Genomic DNA, 18,949 nt, shown 5'->3' with positions numbered 1-18,949 from the left:
CGCGGGTGAGCTCGGGAGGTCTGGAGCTGCCCCCAGGTGACGCGGGTCGCGAGGGGGGCCCGGCCGGCCCCGCCGAGGTGCCGCCCGGTGCGGTCGTCCCGCCCGGAGCGGCGGTCCCGCCGGGGACGGTCGTCCCGCCCGGTACGGTCTCCGTCGCCCGGCCGGTGGAGATCGGGGCGGAACTCGACTGGGGCGCCGAGGCCTGGGGCGAGGTGCGCACCCGCGCGCAGCGCGCCGGGCGCGCCTACATCTGGCTGAACCTGGTCGAGCAGCGGCTGCGGGCCGTAGTCGCGGCCGTCCTGCGGCCCGTGTACGAACCCGTGCACGGCGAGGAGTGGGTCGTGGCCGCGGCCGGTCCCGCCGGCCAGGAGTGGGTGCAGCGGGCCGTCGCCGTGCGCGAGGTGTCGCGGCGCAAGGGCTATCTGCTCGACCCGGCCGACGACAACGTGCTGAGCTTCCTCACGCTGCCGCAGCTGCGCGAGCTGATGGTGCAGCACTGGCCCTGCTTCGAGCCCTACTTCGACGACCGGCGCGAGGTCGAACTCGCCCTGGACGAGCTGGAGGTCACGCGCAACGTCGTCTCCCGCAACCGGGCGCTCTCGCTGACCGTGCTCGCCCAGTCCGAGCGGGCGTCGGCGAGGCTCCTGGAGATCCTCGGCAGCGGGGCCGGGGTGCCGTCCGCCGACCGGCTGCCCGTGGACGCGGTCGAGGACCTCGTCGGCGACCGGTACGCGGACGTGGTCTCCGTCCATCCCGACCGGGTCCGCCTCCAGCGGCAGCTGCCCGCCGAGGACCTCTTCGGCGGGGCCCGCCGGCTCGACGCCACCGGCATAGGCCTGAATCTGCTCGTGCAGAACTTCTCCGGGCGCCGCATGGTCCGGCTCGCCGAGTCCGGCTGCCGGACGCGGCTGCTCTTCCTCAACCCGGCGAGCAGCGCCGTCAAGCGGCGCGAGCGGGAACTCGGCCTCAAGAAGGGCGAGCTCAGCCGCTCGGTCGAGATGAACATCCTGCACATGCGCCGGGTGCGGTCGAAGCTGCGCGACCCGGGCGCCTTCCAGATCCACGTCTTCGACGAGACGCCCCGCTTCACCGCGTACCTGGTGGACGGCGACGGCCCGGACGGCGTGGGCGTCGTGCAGTCCTATCTGCGCAAGGCCCGCGGCATGGAGGCCCCGGTCCTCGTCCTGCGCGGCGGCGGCCGGAGCGTGGTGCGCCACGGCCAGCAGAGCGGCGACGGCGAACACGGACTTTTCGAGACATATCGGGAGGAATTCGAGTCGGTGTGGCTCGACTCCCGGCCGGTTTCCTGACCGGTCGCCGACCACCGCCCGGGGGCGTTGTCAGTGGTGCGTGCGAGGGTGGTCACCACCACGGGGGAGATCACGTAAGGAGGACCCGATGGCCTGGCACGGCGACACGCTGGTCGGCTTCGACCTGGAGACGACCGGCACCGATCCGCTGGAGGCCCGTATCGTCACGGCCTCGATCATCGAAGTCGACGGCGGGGGAGACGTCGTACGACGACAGGACTGGCTCGCCGACCCGGGCATCCGCATCCCGGAGCAGGCTTCCGCGATCCACGGCATCAGCACCGAGCGCGCGGCAGCCGAGGGCCGGCCGGTCCGCGAGGTCGCCGACGAGATCGCGAAGACCCTCGCCGCGTACTGGGAGGACGGCGTCCCGATCGTCGCGTACAACGCCTCCTTCGACCTCACGCTCCTCTCCGCCGAGCTGCGCCGCCACGGGCTGCCCTCGCTGAGCGAGCGGCTCGGCGGCGTCGACATCGGCCCGGTCGTCGACCCGTACACGATCGACCGGGCCGTCGACCGCTACCGGCGGGGCAAGCGGACCCTGGAGGCGGTCTGCGGGGAGTACGGCGTCGTCCTCGAAGCCGCCCACCAGGCCGCGGCCGACGCACTCGCCGCCGTCCGCGTCGCCGTCGCGATAGCCGAGCGGCACCGCCAGGTCGCCGAACTGGACCCGGCCGAGCTCCACGAGCGCCAGATCGCCTGGTACCGCGTCTGGGCCGAGGACTTCCAGGCCTTCCTGCGCCGCAAGGGCGAGACGGAAGCGGTCATCGAGTCCACCTGGCCCCTCCGCCCGGCGGTATTCGCCCACTCCTAGCCGTCGTCCTTCAGCCGTTGTCCTTGAGGAAGGCGAGCAGGAGTTCGTTCACCTTCTCCGGCCGGTCGAGCGGGAACCAGTGGCCCGCGTCCGCCACGCGCTCGTAGCGCCAGGGACCGGTCACGTGCTCGCCGGTGTCCACCATCTGCCGCTCGGTGAGGAAGCGGTCGCCGGTGGACCACACGCCCATGACCGGGACGGAGAGCGGGGGGAGCGCCGGCGGCGGGGCCAGCTGGGTCTCGATCGGCAGCCCCGAACGGTAGATGTTCAGAGCGGCGGTCAGCGCGCCCGGAGAGCGCAGCGGCTCCAGGACCGTCTCCACCTCGGGGTGGTCGGAGAGCATGTCCCGCAGATGCGCGAAGTCCTCCCGGGAGAGCCACTCCTCGGCGAGGCCCTCGTACGGGAACAGCGTCAGGTGCCACAGGCGCTGCCGCTGCTCCCAGCCGGCGCCGAGGATCGCCGCGATGCTCCCCACCGACATGAGCGTCAGGCTCGTCACGCGGTCGGGCACGGTCTGCGCGATCCCTTGCACCACGCCCGAGCCCCAGTCGTGGCCGACCGCGTGGAACCGGTCGACGTCGAGCCGACCCAGCAGCTCCAGCAGGTCGCCCACGTGCTTGATCGGGTGACAGGCCTCCGCGCCCCCCTCGGGCCGGTCCGACGCGCCGAAGCCCCGCAGGGTCGGGACGACACACCGGTACCCGGCCGCGGTCAGGGCCGGGACCTGGTGGCGCCACAGGGCGTGGCTGTCCGGGAAGCCGTGCACCAGCAGCACCGTCGGCCCCTCGCCGCTCACCTCGACGTCCAGCGTGACGTCCGACAACTCCACCCGCATCACAACACCCCGTTCCCGACGGCCGGTTCGACGCGGGCCATGATGTCAGAACGGGTACCAGCGGACCTCCGGGTCGCCGTCCCGCAGCGAGCGCACCCGCCGCTCGAATTCGGCCAGCGCCTTCGGGTTCGCCGGCGCGTGCTGGGCCACCCACGCGCAGCTCGCGGTCTCCCGCGCGCCCCGCAGCACGGCGCACCCCTCCCACTCCCGGACGTCCCAGCCGTACGCCTCGGTGAAGGCGTCGTAGGCCGCCGGGTCCAGGCCGTAGCGGTCCCGGGAGAGCGCGAGCACCACGAGGTCGTGCTCGCGGAGGTCGGAGGAGAACGTCTCCAGGTCCATCAGGACCGGGCCGTCCGGGCCGACGAGCACGTTCCGGGGGAGGGCGTCGCCGTGGATCGGACCCGGCGTCAGACGCGGGGCGAGTGCGGCGGCCGCCGGGGCGAAGGCGTCGCGCCGCTCCCGGAGGAAGGCCGCGTCCGCCGGGTCGATCGCCTCGCCCGCGAGCCGCAGCCACCGCTCGACGCCGCCGAGCAGCTCACGCCGGGGAAGCGTGAACCCCTGCGGCTCGGGCAGGGCGTGCACGGCCCGCAGCAGCGGGGCCAGATCACGGGGCTCGGCGGGCCGGACCGGATCGGGCAGCCGGTGCCAGAAGGAGACCGGGTGCCCGTCGACGAGCCGCGGCTTCTCCTCGGCGGCCCGCGGAGCCGGGACCCCGGCCTCGGCGAGCCAGCCGGACAGGTCCACCTCCCGCCCGGCCCGCTCGAACAGCTCGGCGTCCCTGCCGACCTTCGCCACCAGGTCGCCCACGGCGAAGACCGCGTTCTCCCCGAGCGCCAGCAGCCGCGCCTCCGCTGCCGGCAGCCCCGCCGCGGCCAGGATCTCCCGCGCCCGCGCCTCGTCCATCGACCTCTCCCTACCTGTGCGTTTGAGCCAAAGTCTCGCATCCGGCCGGGGGTGGCGTGGGGATCAGGCCGGATCAGGGAGCGGGGTCTGGTGCCGTGGATCGCAAGGCGGAGGAGGGAGTCATGGCGGAGTCATGGCGAGTGACGACAACGCGGCGAGGCGCGGTGCCAGACCCCGCGAGCCCGGCCTGATCTGCACGCCACCCCCTAAGTGGCCGCGCAGGCCGCCTTGACGACCTCACGGCCCGTCAGCACCATGACGGGGTTCCCACCGGCGCGGCACCGGCAGACGGGGGTCGGATCGATGAGCTCGGCGACCGCGACGAAGCGGCCGGGCGGGACGCGGACACCGCGGACCGTCCGCCCGGCACGCCCCCGGGGGCCCGACTTCGGCGCCTGGTTCCTGGTGCTCCCTGCGCTCCTGCCGATCCTCGTCCTCAGCGTCGGCCCGCTCCTCTACGGCATCGCGCTCGCCTTCACCGACGCCCAGTCCGGCCGCACCCAGTCCACCCGCTGGGTCGGCACCCTCAACTTCCAGGACCTGCTCCACGACACCCTCTTCTGGGACTCCTTCCGCATCGGCCTGGTCTGGGCCGTCGGGGTGACCGTCCCCCAGTTCCTCCTTGCCCTCGGCCTCGCTCTCCTCCTCAACCAGAAGCTCCGCTTCCGCTGGCTGGCGCGGGCGCTCGCGATCGTCCCCTGGGCGATGCCCGAGGTCGTCGTCGGCATCATGTGGCGGCTCGTCTACAACCCCGACGCGGGCATCCTCAACGAGACCCTCCGCGACCTCGGCCTCGGCCAGGGCCACGACTGGCTCTCCGGACTCGCCACCGCCCTCCCCGCCGTGATCGTCGTCGGCGTCTGGGCCGGCATGCCGCAGACCACCGTCGCCCTCCTCGCCGGACTCCAGAACACCCCGCGCGAACTCCACGAGGCCGCCGCCCTCGACGGCGCCGGCGCCTGGCGCCGCTTCCGCACCGTCACCTGGCCCGCGCTGAGACCCGTGGCCCTCGCCATCACCGCGCTCAACCTCATCTGGAACTTCAACTCCTTCGCCCTGGTCTACGTCCTGACCAACGGCGGACCGGGCGGCCGGACCCGGCTCCCCATGCTCTTCGCCTACGAGGAGGCCTTCCGCTACGGCCAGTTCGGCTACGCCGCCGCCATGGGCTGCGTGATGGTCGCCGCCGTCTCGGTGCTGATCGCCCTCTCCCTCGTACGCCGGCTGAAAGGGGACCAGGACCGGTGAGCGCCCTCCGGACGAGCAGACCCGCGCGGATCGGCCAGTACCTCGCCCTCCTCGCCTACCTGGTCTTCCTCGCCTTCCCCTTCCTCTGGCTGATCTCCACCGCCTTCAAGCCCGCCCCCGAGCTGGCCTCGCTCCACCCCACCTGGATCCCGGAGGAGCCGACCCTCGCCAACTTCCGGCAGGCCTTCGACGAGCAGCCGCTGCTCAGGGCGGCCGGGAACAGCCTGGTCGCCGCGCTCGCCGCGGCACTGATCGCGGTCGTCGTCGCCACCCCGCTCGCCTACGTGACCGCCCGCCACCGGGGCCGGCTCGCCACGGCGGCCACCGGCTGGGTCGTGATCAGCCAGGCCTTCCCCTTCGTCCTGGTGATCATCCCGCTCTTCCTGATCCTCAAGAACCTGCACCTGATCAACAGCGTCCCCGGCCTCGTCATGGTCTACGTGGTGTGGTCGCTGCCCTTCGCCCTCTGGATGCTCATGGGGTACGTGAAGGCCGTCCCGGCCGAACTGGAGGAGGCCGCGGCCGTCGACGGCGCCGGCCGGCTCCGTACCCTCGTCTCCGTCACCGCCCCGCTGCTCGTCCCCGGCATCGTCGCCACCGCCCTCTTCGCCTTCGTCACCGCCTGGAACGAGTTCTTCTTCGCGCTCGTCCTGCTCAAGACCCCCGAGAAGCAGACCCTGCCGGTCGTCCTCACCCACTTCCTCGGTGCCGAGGGCGTCGCCGACCTCGGCCCGCTCGCCGCCGCGGCCTTCCTCGCCACCCTGCCCTCCCTCGTCGTCTTCGCCGTCCTCCAACGCCGGATCGCCGGAGGCATGCTGGCCGGGGCGGTGAAGTGATGGGACGACGGCTCGTCACCCTCACCGCCGCGCTCGCCCTGCTCCTCACCGGCTGCGCCGGCGGCGACGAGCGCCCCGACGACGGCGTCGTACGGCTCCGCTTCCAGTCCCTCGCCTGGCAGAAGGAGTCCGTCGACGCCAACAAGCAGCTCGTCGCGGAGTGGAACGCCGCCCACCCCGACGTCCAGGTCGACTACGTCCAGGGCAGCTGGGACTCCGTCCACGACCAGCTCCTCACCTCCTTCGAGGGCGGCGAGGCGCCCGACATCATCCACGACGCCGCCGACGACCTCGGCGACTTCGCCTACGGCGGCGACCTCGCCGATCTGCGCCCGCTGCTGTCCGAGCGGCTGCGCGCCGACATCCCCGCCCGCAGCTGGCAGACCACCACCTTCGGCGACGGGATCTACGGAGTCCCCTTCCTCCAGGAACCCCGCGTGATCATCGCCAACCGGAAGATCCTGGAGTCCTCCGGCGTCCGCGTCCCCACCCCCGAGAAGCCCTGGACCTGGACCGAGTTCCGGCAGATCGCCCGGGACCTCACCACCTTCATGGGACCCGACCGGTACGCGGTCGCCTGGCCGCTCAAGGAGCCCGTCTCCGTCAGCCTCAACCTCGGCGTCTCGGCCGGCGGCGCCCTCTTCCACCTGGGCGCGGACAGCCGGATCACCGTCGACTTCACCGAGGCGGACGCCGTCGTCACCGGCACCGTCCATGACCAGGTCGTCGTCGACCGCACCGCCCCGCGCACCACGCTCGGCAGCGGCGGCTCCGACACCCTGCCCGGCTTCTTCGCCGGCAAGTACGCCATGGTCCCGCTGGGCTTCGCCTACCGGCAGCAGATCGCCCAGCAGGCACCCGAGGGCTTCGAGTGGACGGTGCTGCCCGCCCCCGCCGGGAGCGAGGGGCTCGCCCAGGGCGTCTCCCCGCAGACCCTGTCGATCGCCGAGGACAGCCCGTACAAGAAGGAGGCGATGGAGTTCCTCGACTTCTTCCTGCGGCCGGAGAGCATGGTGCGGCTCGCCCGCGGCGACTGGATGCTGCCCACCGGCACGGCCGCGCTCGCCGACCCCTCCCTGCACACCGCCCGGGACGGCTGGGCGACCGGTGCCGAGGTCGCCGAGCGACTGCGGCCCGCCCCCGCGCAGGCCGTGCGCGGATATCCGGAATGGAAGGACAAGGTGGCGACCCCGGCCTTCCAGGAGTACTACAGCGGGGCCATCGACGCAGCCGAGCTGCGCAGACGGCTGGAGGAGGACGGCAACCGGGTCCTCGCCCGCTATTACCGCAAATGATGGATTCGTCATTACGAAACCTTGTTGAATAAGTCACAGATGGGTGAAGGGTCTTCTCCCGGGTCGCTCCCATCGGCGAGTGTTCGAACCGGCCACCGTGCCGCCCCCCACGAGGCGCGGTGGCCGCCTAAGGTGAACCCATGGCGACGACGTACGCGGCCCTGCTGCGCGGCATCAACGTGAGCGGACACCGCAAGGTCCCCATGGCGGAGCTCCGTTCCGTCCTCGAAGGCCTCGGCCACCGGGACGTCCGCACGTACCTCCAGAGCGGGAACGCCGTCTTCACCACGGACTCGCCCGCCTCCGAGGACGACCTCACCGCCGAGCTGGAGGACGCGATCGAGCGTCATTTCGGCTTCCGTGTCGACTGCCTCGTCCGCGACGGCGACTACCTCGCGGCCGTCGCCGAGGCCTGCCCCTTCCCGGCCGCCGAGCTGGAGGGAAAGCAGCTCCACGCCATCTACTACTCCGGCCCCGCCGAGCCCGAACGCTTCGCCGCGATCGACCGGGAGGCGTACCTGCCGGAGGACTTCGCCCTCGGCGACCGCGTGCTCTACCTCTACGTCCCCGAGGGTCTCGGCCGGTCGAAGCTGGGCGACGTCGTCAGCCGCCCGGCCGTGGTCAAGGGGCTCGTGGCCACGGCCCGGAACTGGAACACGGTGGTCAAGCTCGTCGAGATGACCCACGAGGGCTGACGGCAAGTGGCCCGCCCCGACAGCCACTGATTGGCCCAGAGCGACGGGCCACCCGCTGGCTAGATTCGATCGCATGACGAGCACCGCGACCACCACCCGGCCCCGCACCACCGTCGACGTCTACTTCGACCCCGCCTGCCCCTTCGCCTGGATCACCTCCCGTTGGATGCTGGAGGTCGAACGCCACCGGCCCGTCGACCTCCGCTTCAAGGTCATGAGTCTGTACTTCCACAACGAGGGAAACACCCTGCCCGACTGGTACCGCGAGCTCGTCGACGCCTCGATCGGCCCGGTCCGCGTGGCGGCCGCCGCCGCCGAGCAGCACGGCGAGGAGATCCTGCGCCCGCTCTACACCGCGTACGGAACCCGCATCCACGAGAAGAAGCAGCAGGACTTCGACGCCGTGATCGCCGAGTCCCTCACCGAACTCGGCCTCCCGCCCGAACTGGCCGCCGCCGCCCACGACCCGGCGTACGACGAGACCGTCCGCCGCAGCCACGACGCGGGCAAGGACCCCGAAGCGGGGGCGTACGTCGGCACCCCGACGATCCACGTCGACGGCACGGTCTGGTTCGGCCCGGTCCTCCGCGCCATCCCGCGCGGCGAGAAGGCCGCCGAACTCTTCGACCACTTCCGCGTCCTGGCCGCCCACCCCGACCTCTTCGAACTGAAGAGGACCCGCACGGGCGGTCTCGACTTCGACTGACGCGTGCGGCTAGCCGACGGCCGCGGCCACACGCTCCGAGGCGCGCACCGCGCCGTCGTAGCGCTCCACCAGGAGCGCGGCCAGTTCGGGGGAGGGGCCGAGGACGTCCGCGAGGACGTCCGCCTCGGCCGCGCCGGCGGCGATGCGGTCCGGGAGCCTGCCCGGGGCGATGACGTACGGGGCGACGGCCACGCGTCGGACGCCCGGGTCGATACGGAGGGCCCGGACGGCCTCCTCCGTACGGGGGAGAGATGCGGAGGCGAACGCGGGCCGCACGGAGCACCAACCGGTGCGCCGCAGCTCCCGCGCCGTTTCTGCGATCACCGCGATCGCCTCCGGGTCGGTGGAGCCCGCCGAGGCCAGGACGACCCCGGTCGAGCTCTTGTCGCCGGGCGTGAGCCCGGCCTCGTACAACCGCCGCTCCACCGCCGCGATCAGCAGCGGCGACGGTCCGAGGACCTCCGCCTGCCGGATTCTCAGCTGGGGCGGGGCCTGCCGCAGGACGGCGGGGATGTCGGCCTTCGCGTGGAAGGCCCGGGTGAGCAGCAGCGGCAGCGCCACCACGTCCCGTACCCCGTCGGCGGCGAGCCGGTCGAGGACCCCCGTCACCGACGGCAGGTTGAAGTCCAGGAACGCCGTCTCCACGCGCAGCCCCGGCCGCAGCGTGCCGGCCCGGCGCACGAGCGCCTGGACGGTCGCCGCGTGCCGCGGGTCGCGGCTGCCGTGGGCGATGACGAGGAGGACGGGGCGGTTCATGGTGTGGCTCAGCCCTTCGTGAGCAGGCCGCGGCGGCGCAGCACCGCACGCTCCAGCGGGCTGAAGAGCAGCAGGTCGATGGCGACGCCGACGACGAGGATCAGGATGATCGCCAGGAAGATCCCCGGCATGTCGAAGTCGTTGCGGCCGTTCTCCAGGAGCTGGCCGAGACCGAGGCCCAGCTCGGGGGAGGAGGCGATGATCTCCGCGGCCATCAGCGAACGCCAGGAGAACGCCCAGCCCTGCTTGAGTCCGGCGAGATAGCCGGGCAGCGCGGCCGGCATCACGATGTACCAGGCGCCCTTGAGGCCCGTCGCGCCGAGCGTCTTCCCGGCCCGCAGATAGAGCGGCGGGACCTGGTCGACGCCGGACACGAGACCGTTGGCGATCGACGGGACGGCGCCCAGCAGGATCACCGTGTACATCATGCTGTCGTTCAGACCGAGCCAGAGGACCGCCGGCGCCACCCAGGCCACCGAGGGCAGCGACTGGAGACCCGAAAGGATCGGACCGATCGCCGCGCGCACGAACGACACGCGCGACACCAGCAGACCCAGCGGGGTGCCGATCGCGAGCGCCAGCAGGAAGCCGAGCAGTGCCCGGGAGACGCTCGTCCAGAGGACTTCGAGGAGCGTGCCCTCCAGCCACATGGTGGTCAGGCTGTCCCACACCGCGGACGGGGCGGGGAGTTTGTACTCGTCGGTGACCTTCCCCCACACGAGGAGCTGCCAGACCACCAGGACCAGCGCGACCGCGAGGAGCGGCGGGAACACCTTCTTGAGGAGGACCTCGCGGAAAGGGGTCCGCCGGATCTGCACGCTGTCCAGCGCGTCCAGACCGGCTTCCAGGCCGGCGAGATCGTCGGCCCTCTGGGCCTTCGGGCTGGTTTCAGTGCTGGCCATGACGGCGGATCTCCCCACGCAGGTGCTCGGTGATCTCGAGGGACAGCTCCGCGACGTCGGAGTCCTCGATGCGGCGCGGCTGAGGAATGTCGATCGTCCACTCGTGGGCGATCCGCCCCGGCCGGGACGAGAGGAGGACGACGCGCTCGGCCAGCCGCACGGCCTCGCGGACGTTGTGGGTGACGAAGAGCACCGACACGTTCGTCTCCCGCCAGATCCGGGTCAGCTCGTCGTGCAGCACGTCCCGGGTGATGGCGTCGAGCGCGGCGAACGGCTCGTCCATGAGGAGCAGGTCGCTGTCCTGGGCGAGCGCGCGAGCCAGTGCGACCCGCTGACGCATGCCGCCGGACAGCTCGTGGACCCGCTTGCCGTACGAGCCGCCGAGGCGGACGAGGTCGAGCAGCCGCTCGGCCTCCGGGCGCCGCTCGGTCTTGGGCACCCCGCGCAGCCGCAGGGCCAGTTCGATGTTCTTGCCCGCGGTGAGCCACGGGAAGAGAGCGTGCTCCTGGAACATCAGGGCCGGCCGGCCGCCGGGGGTCTCGATGGACCCCGCGGACGGCCGGTCGAGCCCGGCGACCAGGTTGAGCAGCGTGGACTTGCCGCAGCCCGAGGCGCCCAGGAGGGTGACGAACTCGCCGGGGGCGACGTCGAGCGAGATGTCGTCGAGGACGAGCTGTCCGCCGGCGGGTCCGCCGAAGGACTTGGAGACATGCTCGATACGGGCGGCATGGGTCACCGCCGCACGGTCCTCGGCCTTGGCGAGCGTCGCGGTCGTGGCCATGGTCGTCACCTCCTGGTGAAGCTGAACTCGGGCTGCTGCACTGGTGTCTGACGCCTGGTTACTTGACGCCGAGACCGGCGTCGGCGACCTCGGGCTGACCCGCGGCCTTCAGGACCTTGTTGAGCGGCTTCAGGTCGTAGATGCCGGCGAGCTCGGGCTTCTCCAGGAGACCGGCCTTCACCGCGTGGTCGGCCTGGGACTGGAGCGTGGCCGCCAGCGGGTCGTTGGTGAACTGGATGGACGGCCACGCGGCGTCGATCACCTTCGCGCCCAGCGCCTTGCCCGAGAGGTCCTTCAGCTTGGCGTTGGCCGAGGCCTTCGCCTTGTCCGGGTTGGCGTTGATCCACTCGTTGGTCTTCACCGCGCCGCGGAGGAAGGCCTCGACGACGTCCGGGTGGGCCTTGAGGAACTTCTGCGACACGATGATGTTCGTGATGACGAACTTCTTGTCCGGCCACAGGTCGGACTCGTCGAGGAGGACCTTCGCCCCGTCGCTGACGAGCTTGGAAGCGGTAGGCTCCGGCACCCAGGCGCCGTCGATCGAGCCCGACTTGTAGGCGTTCGGCGTCGTCTTGTTGTCCGTGCGCACGACCGAGACGTCGCCCTTGCCGCTGGCGGAGTCGACCTTCCAGCCCTTCTCCGCGATCCAGTTGAGGAAGGCGACGTCCTGCGTGTTGCCCTTCTGCGGCGTGGCGATCTTCTTGCCCTTGAGGTCGTCCAGGGTCTTGATCTTCGCCGGGTTCACCACGAGCTTCACGCCGCCGGAGGCCGAACCGCTGATGATGCGGAGGTTGGCACCCTTGCTCTTGGCGTAGCCGTTGATCGACGGCGAGGGGCCGATGAAGCCGATGTCGATCGAGTCGGCGTTCAGCGCCTCGATCTCGGACGGACCGGCGTTGAAGGTGGTGGACACCAGCTTCGTGCCGCCCAACTCCTTCTGGAGGAGGCCCTCCTGGTCACCGACGAGCGCGGTGGCGTGCGTGAGGTTGGGGAAGTACCCGAGCCGTACGGTGTCGGCGGAGAGCTTCGCGCCCTCGGCGGCCACCTTCTTCTCGTCGTTCTTGGCGTCGGAGCCGTAGCCGCAGGAGGCGAGTGCGCCGATCAGCAGCGGCAGGACGGTGGCGGCGGTGAGGCTGCGGCGCAGGGTGGTACGGGTGGTGGCAGGCACGGGAAGTGGTCCCCTCGGTGTCAACTTCTGCGAAGTCTGCGTTTATGTCGTTCGGGGTGGAGAAGGTGGAGCCGCGTCGCACCGCTCGCGCGGTGCGTGGAGGTCGGCGCGCAACATCGCGCAACGCCTCCCTGGCCCGTGCCGAGGGTGCCGCCGCCCACGCGGCCACCCTCTTTGGCGAAGGTGGCGTAGATGTCCTGGAACATCAGAAGTCCCACCCCTCCTCGTCCTCGACGACCGCGACGGCCTTGGTGGTGGCGAAGGACTCGCCCGCCATGCCCGCCGCGAGCGTGGTGCCGTCCGCCGGGTCGATCAGCAGGAAGGAACCGGTGCGGCGCGAGTCCGCGTACGCGTCGAGCGCGAGCGGCTCCGCCGTGCGCACGACGACCCGGCCGATGTCGTTGGCGACCAGCTGCCCGGGGTTCGGGTGCTGGGAGAGATCGTCCAGCGTCAGCCGCGAGGGGATCTCCTTGACGATCGCCTTGACCGTGCGGGTCGTGTGCTTGAGCAGCACCCGCTGGCCGACGGCGAGCGGCTGGTCGGCCACGTGGCAGACCGTCGCCTCGACGTCCTGGCTGGTCGCCGGGGCGTCACCGACCGGGGCGAGCAGGTCGCCGCGCGAGATGTCGATGTCGTCGGCGAGCCGGATCGTGACCGACTGCGGGGCCCAGGCGATGTCCACGGATTCGCCGAGCGCGTCGATCCCGCTGATCGTGGAGGTCTTCCCCGACGGCAGGACGGTGATCTGCTCGCCGACACGGAAGGCACCGGCCGCGATCTGACCGGCGTAGCCCCGGTAGTCCGGGTGCTCGGCGGTCTGCGGGCGGATCACGTACTGGACCGGGAAGCGCGCGTGGCAGCCCGTCAGGTCGTGGCTGACCGGGACGGTCTCCAGGTGCTCCAGGACCGTCGGGCCGCCGTACCAGTCCATGTTCGCGGACGGCTCCACGACGTTGTCGCCGGCGAGCGCCGAGATGGGGATCGCGGTGATCTCCGGGACGCCCAGCTCGGAGGCGTACGTCGTGAACTCCTCGGCGATCGCGGCGAAGACGGGCTCCTGGTAGTCGACCAGGTCCATCTTGTTCACGGCCAGGACCACGTGCGGGACGCGGAGCAGCGCGGCGACGGCGGCGTGCCGGCGGGTCTGCTCGACCACGCCGTTGCGGGCGTCGACCAGGACGACGGCCAGCTCGGCGGTGGAGGCGCCGGTGACCATGTTCCGGGTGTACTGCACGTGGCCGGGGGTGTCGGCGAGGATGAAGCGGCGGCGGGCGGTGGCGAAGTAGCGGTAGGCCACGTCGATCGTGATGCCCTGCTCGCGCTCGGCCCGCAGACCGTCGGTGAGGAGCGCCAGGTCGGGCGCCTCCTGACCGCGCTTGAGGGACGCGGCCTCGACGGCCTCCAGCTGGTCGGTGAGGACCGACTTGGAGTCGTGCAGCAGGCGGCCCACCAACGTCGACTTGCCGTCGTCGACGGAGCCGGCGGTGGCGAAGCGCAGCAGGGTGGTCGCCGAGACGTCGGCGAACTCGGCGAACTGCTCGGTCGTGCTCGTCATGGCTAGAAGTACCCTTCGCGCTTGCGGTCTTCCATCGCGGCCTCGGACATCTTGTCGTCGGCGCGGGTCGCGCCCCGCTCGGTGAGGCGGGAGGCGGCGATCTCGGCGATGACGGCGTCGAGCGTGGTGGCGTCGGAGTCGACGGCACCGGTGCAGGACATGTCACCGACGGTGCGGTAGCGGATGAGCCGCGTCTCGACCGTCTCGGTGTCCTTCGGGCCGCCCCACTCGCCGGCGGTCAGCCACATGCCGCTGCGCGCGAAGACCTCACGCTCGTGAGCGAAGTAGATCTCCGGCAGCTCGATGCCCTCGCGGGCGATGTACTGCCACACGTCCAGCTCGGTCCAGTTGGAGAGCGGGAAGACGCGGACGTGCTCGCCGGGCGCGTGGCGGCCGTTGTAGAGCTGCCACAGCTCGGGGCGCTGGCGGCGCGGGTCCCACTGGGAGAACTCGTCGCGCAGCGAGAACACCCGCTCCTTGGCGCGGGCCTTCTCCTCGTCGCGGCGGCCGCCGCCGAAGACCGCGTCGAAGCGGTGCTGCTGGATCGCCTCGGTCAGCGGGACGGTCTGCAGCGGGTTGCGGGTGCCGTCCGGGCGCTCGCGCAGCTTGCCCGCGTCGATGTACTCCTGCACGGAGGCGACGTGCAGCCGCAGCCCGTGCTCGGCGACGACGCGGTCGCGGTACTCGAGGACCTCGGGGAAGTTGTGCCCGGTGTCGACGTGCAGCAGCGTGAAGGGGACCGGCGCCGGGGCGAAGGCCTTCAGCGCCAGGTGCAGCATGACGATGGAGTCCTTGCCGCCGGAGAAGAGGATCACCGGCCGCTCGAACTCGCCCGCCACCTCACGGAAGATGTGGACGGCCTCCGACTCCAGGGAGTCGAGGTGCGACAGCGCGAACGGGCTGTCGGTCGCCTCGTGGACGTTGACGACGGTGGTCACAGCAGACCCCTCTCGGTGAGCAGCGCGTGGAGCTGCGCCGCGGACTCCTGCACGGTCTGGTTCTGGGACTCGATCCGGAGATCGGGCGTCTCGGGGGCCTCGTACGGGTCGTCGACGCCGGTCAGGCCGCTGATCTCGCCGGCGGCCTGCTTGGCGTAGAGGCCCTTGACGTCGCGGACCGAGCAGACCTCGACGGGGGTGGCCACGTGCACCTCGACGAAGGCGGTGCCTTCGGCCGCGTGGCGCTTGCGGACCGCCTCGCGGCTGTCGGCGTACGGGGCGATGACCGGTACCAGGACCTGCACGCCGTGCGAGGCGAGCAGTTCGGCGACGAAGCCGATGCGCTGCACGTTGGTGTGCCGGTCCTCGCGGGTGAAGCCGAGGCCCGCGGAGAGGAACTCGCGGATCTCGTCGCCGTCGAGGATCTCGACGCGGTGGCCTTCCGCGCGGAGGCGGCCGGCCAGCTCGTACGCGATGGTGGTCTTTCCGGCGCTCGGCAGGCCGGTGAGCCAGATGGTGGCACCGGTCACGTGGGTCTCCTGGGAGGTGTGGGAGGTCTGAGGGGTGGGGGTCATCAGCCGTGCAGCCCGCACTCGGTCTTCGCGCGGCCCGCCCAGCGTCCGGCGCGGGCGTCCTCGCCCTCCAGGACGCGGCGGGTGCAGGGGGCGCAGCCGACGGAGGCGTAACCGTCCATCAGGAGCGGGTTGGTGAGGACACCGTGCTCCATGACGTACGCGTCGACGTCGTCCTGCGTCCAGCGGGCGATGGGGGAGACCTTGATCTTCTGCCGCTTCTCGTCCCAGCCGACGACCGGGGTGTTCGCCCGGGTCGGGGACTCGTCGCGGCGCAGGCCGGTGGCCCACGCGCTGTACGCGGTCAGGCCCTCCTCCAGCGGCTTGACCTTGCGCAGCGCGCAGCACAGGTCGGGGTCGCGGTCGTGCAGCTTCGCGCCGTATTCGGCGTCCTGCTCGGCCACGGTCTGGCGGGGCGTCAGGGTGATGACGTTGACGTCCATGACGGCGTCGACGGCGTCCCGCGTCCCGATGGTCTCCTCGAAGTGGTAGCCCGTGTCGAGGAAGACGACGTCCACGCCGGGCCGGACCCGCGAGGCGAGGTGCGCGACGACCGCGTCCTCCATGGAGGACGTGACGCAGAAGCGCGCGCCGAAGGTGTCCACGGCCCACCGGAGGATCTCCAGCGGCGAGGCGTCCTCCAGGTCGCGGCCGGCCTGCTCGGCGAGTGCCTTGAGGTCGGCCGCGGTGGCGTCCTGCTCGATCTGGCTGTATGCCGTGTGATTGGCCGTCATATCTCTTCCCTTCCAGCGGTGTTGCCCGAAGTGCCCGAGGCGAGCAGCCCCAGGAACTTCAACTGGAAGGCTCGGCTGCACGTGGCGCATTCCCAGGCGCCGTGACCCTGCTCGTTCGGACGCAGGTCCTCGTCCCCGCAGTAGGGGCAGTGGAACGGTGCGGCGCGCTCGCTCATGAGAGGGACTCCTCCGAGGCGCGGGCCGTCCACGTCGCGAAGCGCTCGCCGTCCTCGCGCTCCGCCTGGAAGCGCTTGAGGACCCGCTCCACGTAGTCGGGGAGCTCGGCGGCGGTGACCTTGAGGCCGCGGACCTTGCGGCCGAAGCCGGCCTCCAGGCCGAGCGCGCCGCCCAGGTGCACCTGGTAGCCCTCGACGCGGTTGCCGTCGTCGTCCAGGACCAGCTGGCCCTTGAGGCCGATGTCCGCGACCTGGATGCGGGCGCAGGCGTTCGGGCAGCCGTTGATGTTGATGGTGAGCGGCTCGTCGAAGTCCGGGACCCGGCGCTCCAGTTCGTCGATGAGCGAGGCGCCGCGGGCCTTCGTCTCGACGATGGCGAGCTTGCAGAACTCGATGCCGGTGCAGGCCATCGTGCCGCGCCGGAACGGCGAGGGGGTGACCCGCAGGTCGAGCGACTCCAGCGCGGAGACGATCCCGTCGACCTGCGACTCCTCGACGTCGAGGACGAGCATCTTCTGCTCGGCGGTCGTGCGGACCCGGCCCGAACCGTGCGCCTCGGCGATCTCGGCGATCTTCGTCAGGGTGGCGCCGTCGACCCGGCCGACGCGCGGCGCGAAACCGACGTAGAACCGGCCGTCGTTCTGCCGGTGCACACCGACGTGGTCACGCCACTGGCCGGCGGGCTGCTCCGGGGCGGGGCCGTCCGACAGCTTGCGCTTCAGGTACTCGTCCTCCAGGACCTGGCGGAACTTCTCCGGGCCCCAGTCGGCGACGAGGAACTTCAGGCGGGCGCGGTTGCGCAGCCGGCGGTAGCCGTAGTCGCGGAAGATCGAGATGACGCCCTCGTACACGTCCGGGACCTCGTCGAGCGAGACCCAGGTGCCGAGCCGGACGCCGAGCTTCGGGTTGGTGGACAGACCGCCGCCGACCCACACGTCGAAGCCGGGGCCGTGCTCCGGGTGACGCACGCCGACGAACGCGATGTCGTTGATCTCGTGCGCCACGTCGAGCAGCGGCGAGCCGGAGATCGCGGACTTGAACTTGCGGGGCAGGTTGGAGAAGTCCTTGTTGCCCACGATCCGCCGGTAGATCTCGTCGATGGCGGGCGTGCCGTCGATGATCTCGTCCTCGGCGATCCCGGCCACCGGCGAGCCGAGGACGACACGCGGGGTGTCGCCGCAGGCCTCGGTGGTCGACAGGCCGACCGCCTCCAGGCGGTTCCAGATCTCGGGGACGTCCTCGATGCGGATCCAGTGGTACTGGACGTTCTGCCGGTCGGTGATGTCTGCCGTGCCGCGCGCGAACTCCTCGGAGATCTCGCCGATCACCCGGAGCTGCTGCGTGGTCAGCCGGCCGCCGTCGATGCGGACCCGGAGCATGAAGTACTCGTCGTCCAGCTCCTCCGGCTCCAGAACGCCCGTCTTGGTGCCGTCCAGACCCTGCTTGCGCTGGGTGTAGAGGCCCCACCAGCGCATGCGTCCGCGCAGGTCGTTGGGGTCGATGGAGTCGAAACCGCGCTTCGAGTAGACCGTCTCAATGCGTGTCCGCACATTGAGACCGTCGTCGTCCTTCTTGAACTGCTCATTGCCGTTCAGCGGGGTGAAGTGCCCCACGGCCCACTGACCCTCGCCACGGTGGCGCCCGGTCTTGCGGCGGGCGGCGGCGGGTGTGGGGTTTTCCGGGGTGGCGGCCATGGCGTCTTGTCCTTCGGGACTGCGAGAGGGCGGCTCTGACCTGCACACTCGCGCTGAGGTCAGAGGGTGGCGCGTCAGTGCGCAGCAGGGTCGGGCAGAGGAGATATCGCGGCGGTGCTGGTGGTCTCAGCGCGCCGGACAGATGGCGCTGGACATGCGGCCGAGGTCGACGTGCCGCCGACTCACCAAGGCAGTTCCAGTTCCAGACATGACGGAAGCGTGTCACGGGACTTTGGACCCAGTCCAGCATCGTCCACGATTTGGACATAGATGTCTCGATGAGCGAGACGCTGTGTTCTGGGTCACGAAAAAGGGGCCCCGTAAGGGCCCCTTCTCCGTGGTCGGTGCGTGTCTCAGGCGTGGGCGCCGGGCCACGGGCCGGGGGTCTCCGACTCTTCCACTTCCTCCACCTTCGTGTCGAAGAGCCGGAAGCCGCGCCGCTCGTAGTTGGCCATCGCGTGCGGGCCGTCGAGCGAGCAGGTGTGCAGCCACACGCGCTTCGTGGCCTCGCGCTCGGGCCACCGCTCGGCCAGGTCCCAGGCGCGCCGCACGCCCTCGGAGAGGAGGTGGCCGCCGATCCGGCGCCCCCGGAAGGCGGGGATCAGGCCGAAGTAGACGATCTCCACGACGCCGTCGGGCTGGGGGTCGAGCTCCACGTACCCGGCGGGCGTCCCCCGGTCGTACGCCACCCAGATCTCGGCACCCGGCTTCTCGACGATCTCCTGCCACTGCTTGTACGTGAGCGCCAGGCGGTCGTTCCAGCGGATGTCGCCACCGACCGCCGTGTAGAGGAAGCGGCTGTACTCCGCCGAGGGCACCTCGGCCCGGGCGATCGTGATGTCGTCGCCCTCCGGGACGTGGGCGGGGCGGAGGTCGGACGGCGAGGTCTGTTCGAGGGACCAGGTGGTGAGCGTGATGTGCATGGAGCCATCGCATCACGAGCCCCCGCGGGGAGGCGACCGGGGTGGTTGCTTTCGCCGCCCCATGGGCAGGGTGTCCAAGGAGTGGGACGACCGAACGCCGGACCCGAG

At 71.3% G+C, this 18,949-nt stretch carries 21 protein-coding genes; 7 read left to right on the top strand and 14 right to left on the bottom strand.

The genetic code is table 11. The annotated features are described in order from the left end of the window. Nucleotides 1–5 precede the first annotated feature (5 nt). Complete coding sequence (locus OG357_RS08760) at nt 6–1,310, top strand: SAV2148 family HEPN domain-containing protein (protein ID WP_329620620.1); 1,305 nt, start codon at nt 6–8, stop codon at nt 1,308–1,310. Nucleotides 1,311–1,398: 88 nt separating this feature from the next. Then, nucleotides 1,399–2,124 carry a 3'-5' exonuclease gene (locus OG357_RS08755; protein WP_329620619.1) on the top strand — a complete coding sequence of 242 codons (726 nt, stop codon included), beginning with the start codon at nt 1,399–1,401 and terminating at the stop codon, nt 2,122–2,124. 10 nt (nt 2,125–2,134) lie between these two features. Here OG357_RS08755 and OG357_RS08750 read toward each other — a convergent pair whose 3' ends face one another. Together OG357_RS08750 and OG357_RS08745 are read right to left on the bottom strand one after the other, a co-directional pair. Further along, nucleotides 2,135–2,959: an alpha/beta fold hydrolase gene (locus OG357_RS08750; RefSeq protein WP_329620618.1), complete on the bottom strand. Its 825-nt coding sequence runs from the start codon at nt 2,957–2,959 to the stop codon at nt 2,135–2,137. Nucleotides 2,960–3,004: 45 nt separating this feature from the next. Beyond that, a complete protein-coding gene (locus tag OG357_RS08745; RefSeq protein WP_329620617.1) occupies nt 3,005–3,862 on the bottom strand; it encodes a phosphotransferase enzyme family protein in 858 nt (285 codons plus the stop codon). A 303-nt stretch (nt 3,863–4,165) separates the two neighbouring features. Between OG357_RS08745 and OG357_RS08740 the strand changes: the two genes are divergently transcribed. The 5 genes from OG357_RS08740 to OG357_RS08720 all read left to right on the top strand — a co-directional run bounded on the left by OG357_RS08740 (nt 4,166) and on the right by OG357_RS08720 (nt 8,642). Then, nucleotides 4,166–5,110 (top strand): carbohydrate ABC transporter permease, encoded by a 945-nt coding sequence (locus OG357_RS08740; protein WP_329620616.1) that lies wholly within the window; start codon nt 4,166–4,168, stop codon nt 5,108–5,110. Next, complete coding sequence (locus tag OG357_RS08735; RefSeq protein WP_329620615.1) at nt 5,107–5,946, top strand: carbohydrate ABC transporter permease; 840 nt, start codon at nt 5,107–5,109, stop codon at nt 5,944–5,946. Before OG357_RS08740 ends, OG357_RS08735 begins: the two co-directional genes overlap by 4 nt. Next, complete coding sequence (locus tag OG357_RS08730; protein WP_329620614.1) at nt 5,946–7,241, top strand: ABC transporter substrate-binding protein; 1,296 nt, start codon at nt 5,946–5,948, stop codon at nt 7,239–7,241. Before OG357_RS08735 ends, OG357_RS08730 begins: the two co-directional genes overlap by 1 nt. 140 nt (nt 7,242–7,381) lie before the next feature. Next, complete coding sequence (locus OG357_RS08725; protein WP_329620613.1) at nt 7,382–7,936, top strand: DUF1697 domain-containing protein; 555 nt, start codon at nt 7,382–7,384, stop codon at nt 7,934–7,936. 73 nt (nt 7,937–8,009) lie between these two features. Further along, entirely contained in the window at nt 8,010–8,642 is a 633-nt protein-coding gene (locus tag OG357_RS08720) for a mycothiol-dependent nitroreductase Rv2466c family protein (protein WP_329620612.1), read from the top strand. A 9-nt stretch (nt 8,643–8,651) separates the two neighbouring features. On the opposite strand, the gene OG357_RS08715 is transcribed toward OG357_RS08720, so the two are convergent. The 12 genes from OG357_RS08715 to OG357_RS08660 form a co-directional block, all read right to left on the bottom strand. After that, nucleotides 8,652–9,398 (bottom strand): sirohydrochlorin chelatase, encoded by a 747-nt coding sequence (locus OG357_RS08715; RefSeq protein WP_329620611.1) that lies wholly within the window; start codon nt 9,396–9,398, stop codon nt 8,652–8,654. Nucleotides 9,399–9,406: 8 nt separating this feature from the next. Further along, on the bottom strand, nt 9,407–10,300 hold the full coding sequence (locus OG357_RS08710) for an ABC transporter permease (RefSeq protein ID WP_329620610.1): 894 nt from the start codon (nt 10,298–10,300) through the stop codon (nt 9,407–9,409). Further along, nucleotides 10,287–11,081 carry an ABC transporter ATP-binding protein gene (locus OG357_RS08705; protein ID WP_329620609.1) on the bottom strand — a complete coding sequence of 265 codons (795 nt, stop codon included), beginning with the start codon at nt 11,079–11,081 and terminating at the stop codon, nt 10,287–10,289. The genes OG357_RS08710 and OG357_RS08705 overlap by 14 nt, the downstream gene beginning before the upstream one ends. A gap of 58 nt (nt 11,082–11,139) precedes the next feature. Further along, on the bottom strand, nt 11,140–12,249 hold the full coding sequence (locus OG357_RS08700; protein ID WP_329620608.1) for an aliphatic sulfonate ABC transporter substrate-binding protein: 1,110 nt from the start codon (nt 12,247–12,249) through the stop codon (nt 11,140–11,142). Between the two features lie 205 nt (nt 12,250–12,454). Then, nucleotides 12,455–13,804, bottom strand: a complete 1,350-nt coding sequence (locus OG357_RS08695) for a sulfate adenylyltransferase subunit 1 (protein ID WP_329620607.1) — start codon at nt 13,802–13,804, stop codon at nt 12,455–12,457. Nucleotides 13,805–13,806: 2 nt separating this feature from the next. After that, on the bottom strand, nt 13,807–14,742 hold the full coding sequence (gene cysD, locus OG357_RS08690; protein WP_317600255.1) for a sulfate adenylyltransferase subunit CysD: 936 nt from the start codon (nt 14,740–14,742) through the stop codon (nt 13,807–13,809). Beyond that, on the bottom strand, nt 14,739–15,317 hold the full coding sequence (gene cysC / locus OG357_RS08685; RefSeq protein WP_329620606.1) for an adenylyl-sulfate kinase: 579 nt from the start codon (nt 15,315–15,317) through the stop codon (nt 14,739–14,741). The genes cysD and cysC overlap by 4 nt, the downstream gene beginning before the upstream one ends. After that, nucleotides 15,317–16,048 (bottom strand): phosphoadenylyl-sulfate reductase, encoded by a 732-nt coding sequence (locus tag OG357_RS08680; protein ID WP_329620605.1) that lies wholly within the window; start codon nt 16,046–16,048, stop codon nt 15,317–15,319. Before OG357_RS08680 ends, cysC begins: the two co-directional genes overlap by 1 nt. Continuing rightward, the gene (locus OG357_RS08675) at nt 16,045–16,224 is read right to left on the bottom strand and encodes a hypothetical protein (protein ID WP_329620604.1); all 180 of its coding nucleotides are present in this window, start codon (nt 16,222–16,224) and stop codon (nt 16,045–16,047) included. The genes OG357_RS08680 and OG357_RS08675 overlap by 4 nt, the downstream gene beginning before the upstream one ends. After that, nucleotides 16,221–17,918, bottom strand: a complete 1,698-nt coding sequence (locus tag OG357_RS08670) for a nitrite/sulfite reductase (protein WP_329620603.1) — start codon at nt 17,916–17,918, stop codon at nt 16,221–16,223. Before OG357_RS08670 ends, OG357_RS08675 begins: the two co-directional genes overlap by 4 nt. 126 nt (nt 17,919–18,044) lie before the next feature. Next, entirely contained in the window at nt 18,045–18,128 is an 84-nt protein-coding gene (locus OG357_RS08665; RefSeq protein WP_312846743.1) for a putative leader peptide, read from the bottom strand. A gap of 143 nt (nt 18,129–18,271) precedes the next feature. Next, a complete protein-coding gene (locus tag OG357_RS08660; protein WP_329620602.1) occupies nt 18,272–18,841 on the bottom strand; it encodes a GNAT family N-acetyltransferase in 570 nt (189 codons plus the stop codon). Nucleotides 18,842–18,949: the final 108 nt, after the last annotated feature.

Source organism: Streptomyces sp. NBC_01255 (assembly GCF_036226445.1).
GTDB lineage: Bacteria > Actinomycetota > Actinomycetes > Streptomycetales > Streptomycetaceae > Streptomyces.
The sequence above is the reverse complement of the archived record's forward strand: the minus strand, read 5'-3'. Positions and strand labels throughout refer to the sequence as shown.

Excerpts from the sequence above, each read along its gene's own strand:
- OG357_RS08755 (WP_329620619.1), top strand. The coding sequence starts at position 1,399 with ATGGCCTGGCACGGCGACACGCTGGTCGGCTTCGACCTGGAGACGACC.
- OG357_RS08750 (WP_329620618.1), bottom strand. The coding sequence starts at position 2,959 with ATGCGGGTGGAGTTGTCGGACGTCACGCTGGACGTCGAGGTGAGCGGC.
- OG357_RS08745 (WP_329620617.1), bottom strand. The coding sequence starts at position 3,862 with ATGGACGAGGCGCGGGCGCGGGAGATCCTGGCCGCGGCGGGGCTGCCG.
- OG357_RS08740 (WP_329620616.1), top strand. The coding sequence starts at position 4,166 with ATGAGCTCGGCGACCGCGACGAAGCGGCCGGGCGGGACGCGGACACCG.
- OG357_RS08730 (WP_329620614.1), top strand. The coding sequence starts at position 5,946 with ATGGGACGACGGCTCGTCACCCTCACCGCCGCGCTCGCCCTGCTCCTC.
- OG357_RS08725 (WP_329620613.1), top strand. The coding sequence starts at position 7,382 with ATGGCGACGACGTACGCGGCCCTGCTGCGCGGCATCAACGTGAGCGGA.
- OG357_RS08720 (WP_329620612.1), top strand. The coding sequence starts at position 8,010 with ATGACGAGCACCGCGACCACCACCCGGCCCCGCACCACCGTCGACGTC.
- OG357_RS08715 (WP_329620611.1), bottom strand. The coding sequence starts at position 9,398 with ATGAACCGCCCCGTCCTCCTCGTCATCGCCCACGGCAGCCGCGACCCG.
- OG357_RS08710 (WP_329620610.1), bottom strand. The coding sequence starts at position 10,300 with ATGGCCAGCACTGAAACCAGCCCGAAGGCCCAGAGGGCCGACGATCTC.
- OG357_RS08705 (WP_329620609.1), bottom strand. The coding sequence starts at position 11,081 with ATGGCCACGACCGCGACGCTCGCCAAGGCCGAGGACCGTGCGGCGGTG.
- OG357_RS08695 (WP_329620607.1), bottom strand. The coding sequence starts at position 13,804 with ATGACGAGCACGACCGAGCAGTTCGCCGAGTTCGCCGACGTCTCGGCG.
- cysC (WP_329620606.1), bottom strand. The coding sequence starts at position 15,317 with ATGACCCCCACCCCTCAGACCTCCCACACCTCCCAGGAGACCCACGTG.
- OG357_RS08680 (WP_329620605.1), bottom strand. The coding sequence starts at position 16,048 with ATGACGGCCAATCACACGGCATACAGCCAGATCGAGCAGGACGCCACC.
- OG357_RS08675 (WP_329620604.1), bottom strand. The coding sequence starts at position 16,224 with ATGAGCGAGCGCGCCGCACCGTTCCACTGCCCCTACTGCGGGGACGAG.
- OG357_RS08670 (WP_329620603.1), bottom strand. The coding sequence starts at position 17,918 with ATGGCCGCCACCCCGGAAAACCCCACACCCGCCGCCGCCCGCCGCAAG.
- OG357_RS08665 (WP_312846743.1), bottom strand. The coding sequence starts at position 18,128 with ATGTCTGGAACTGGAACTGCCTTGGTGAGTCGGCGGCACGTCGACCTC.
- OG357_RS08660 (WP_329620602.1), bottom strand. The coding sequence starts at position 18,841 with ATGCACATCACGCTCACCACCTGGTCCCTCGAACAGACCTCGCCGTCC.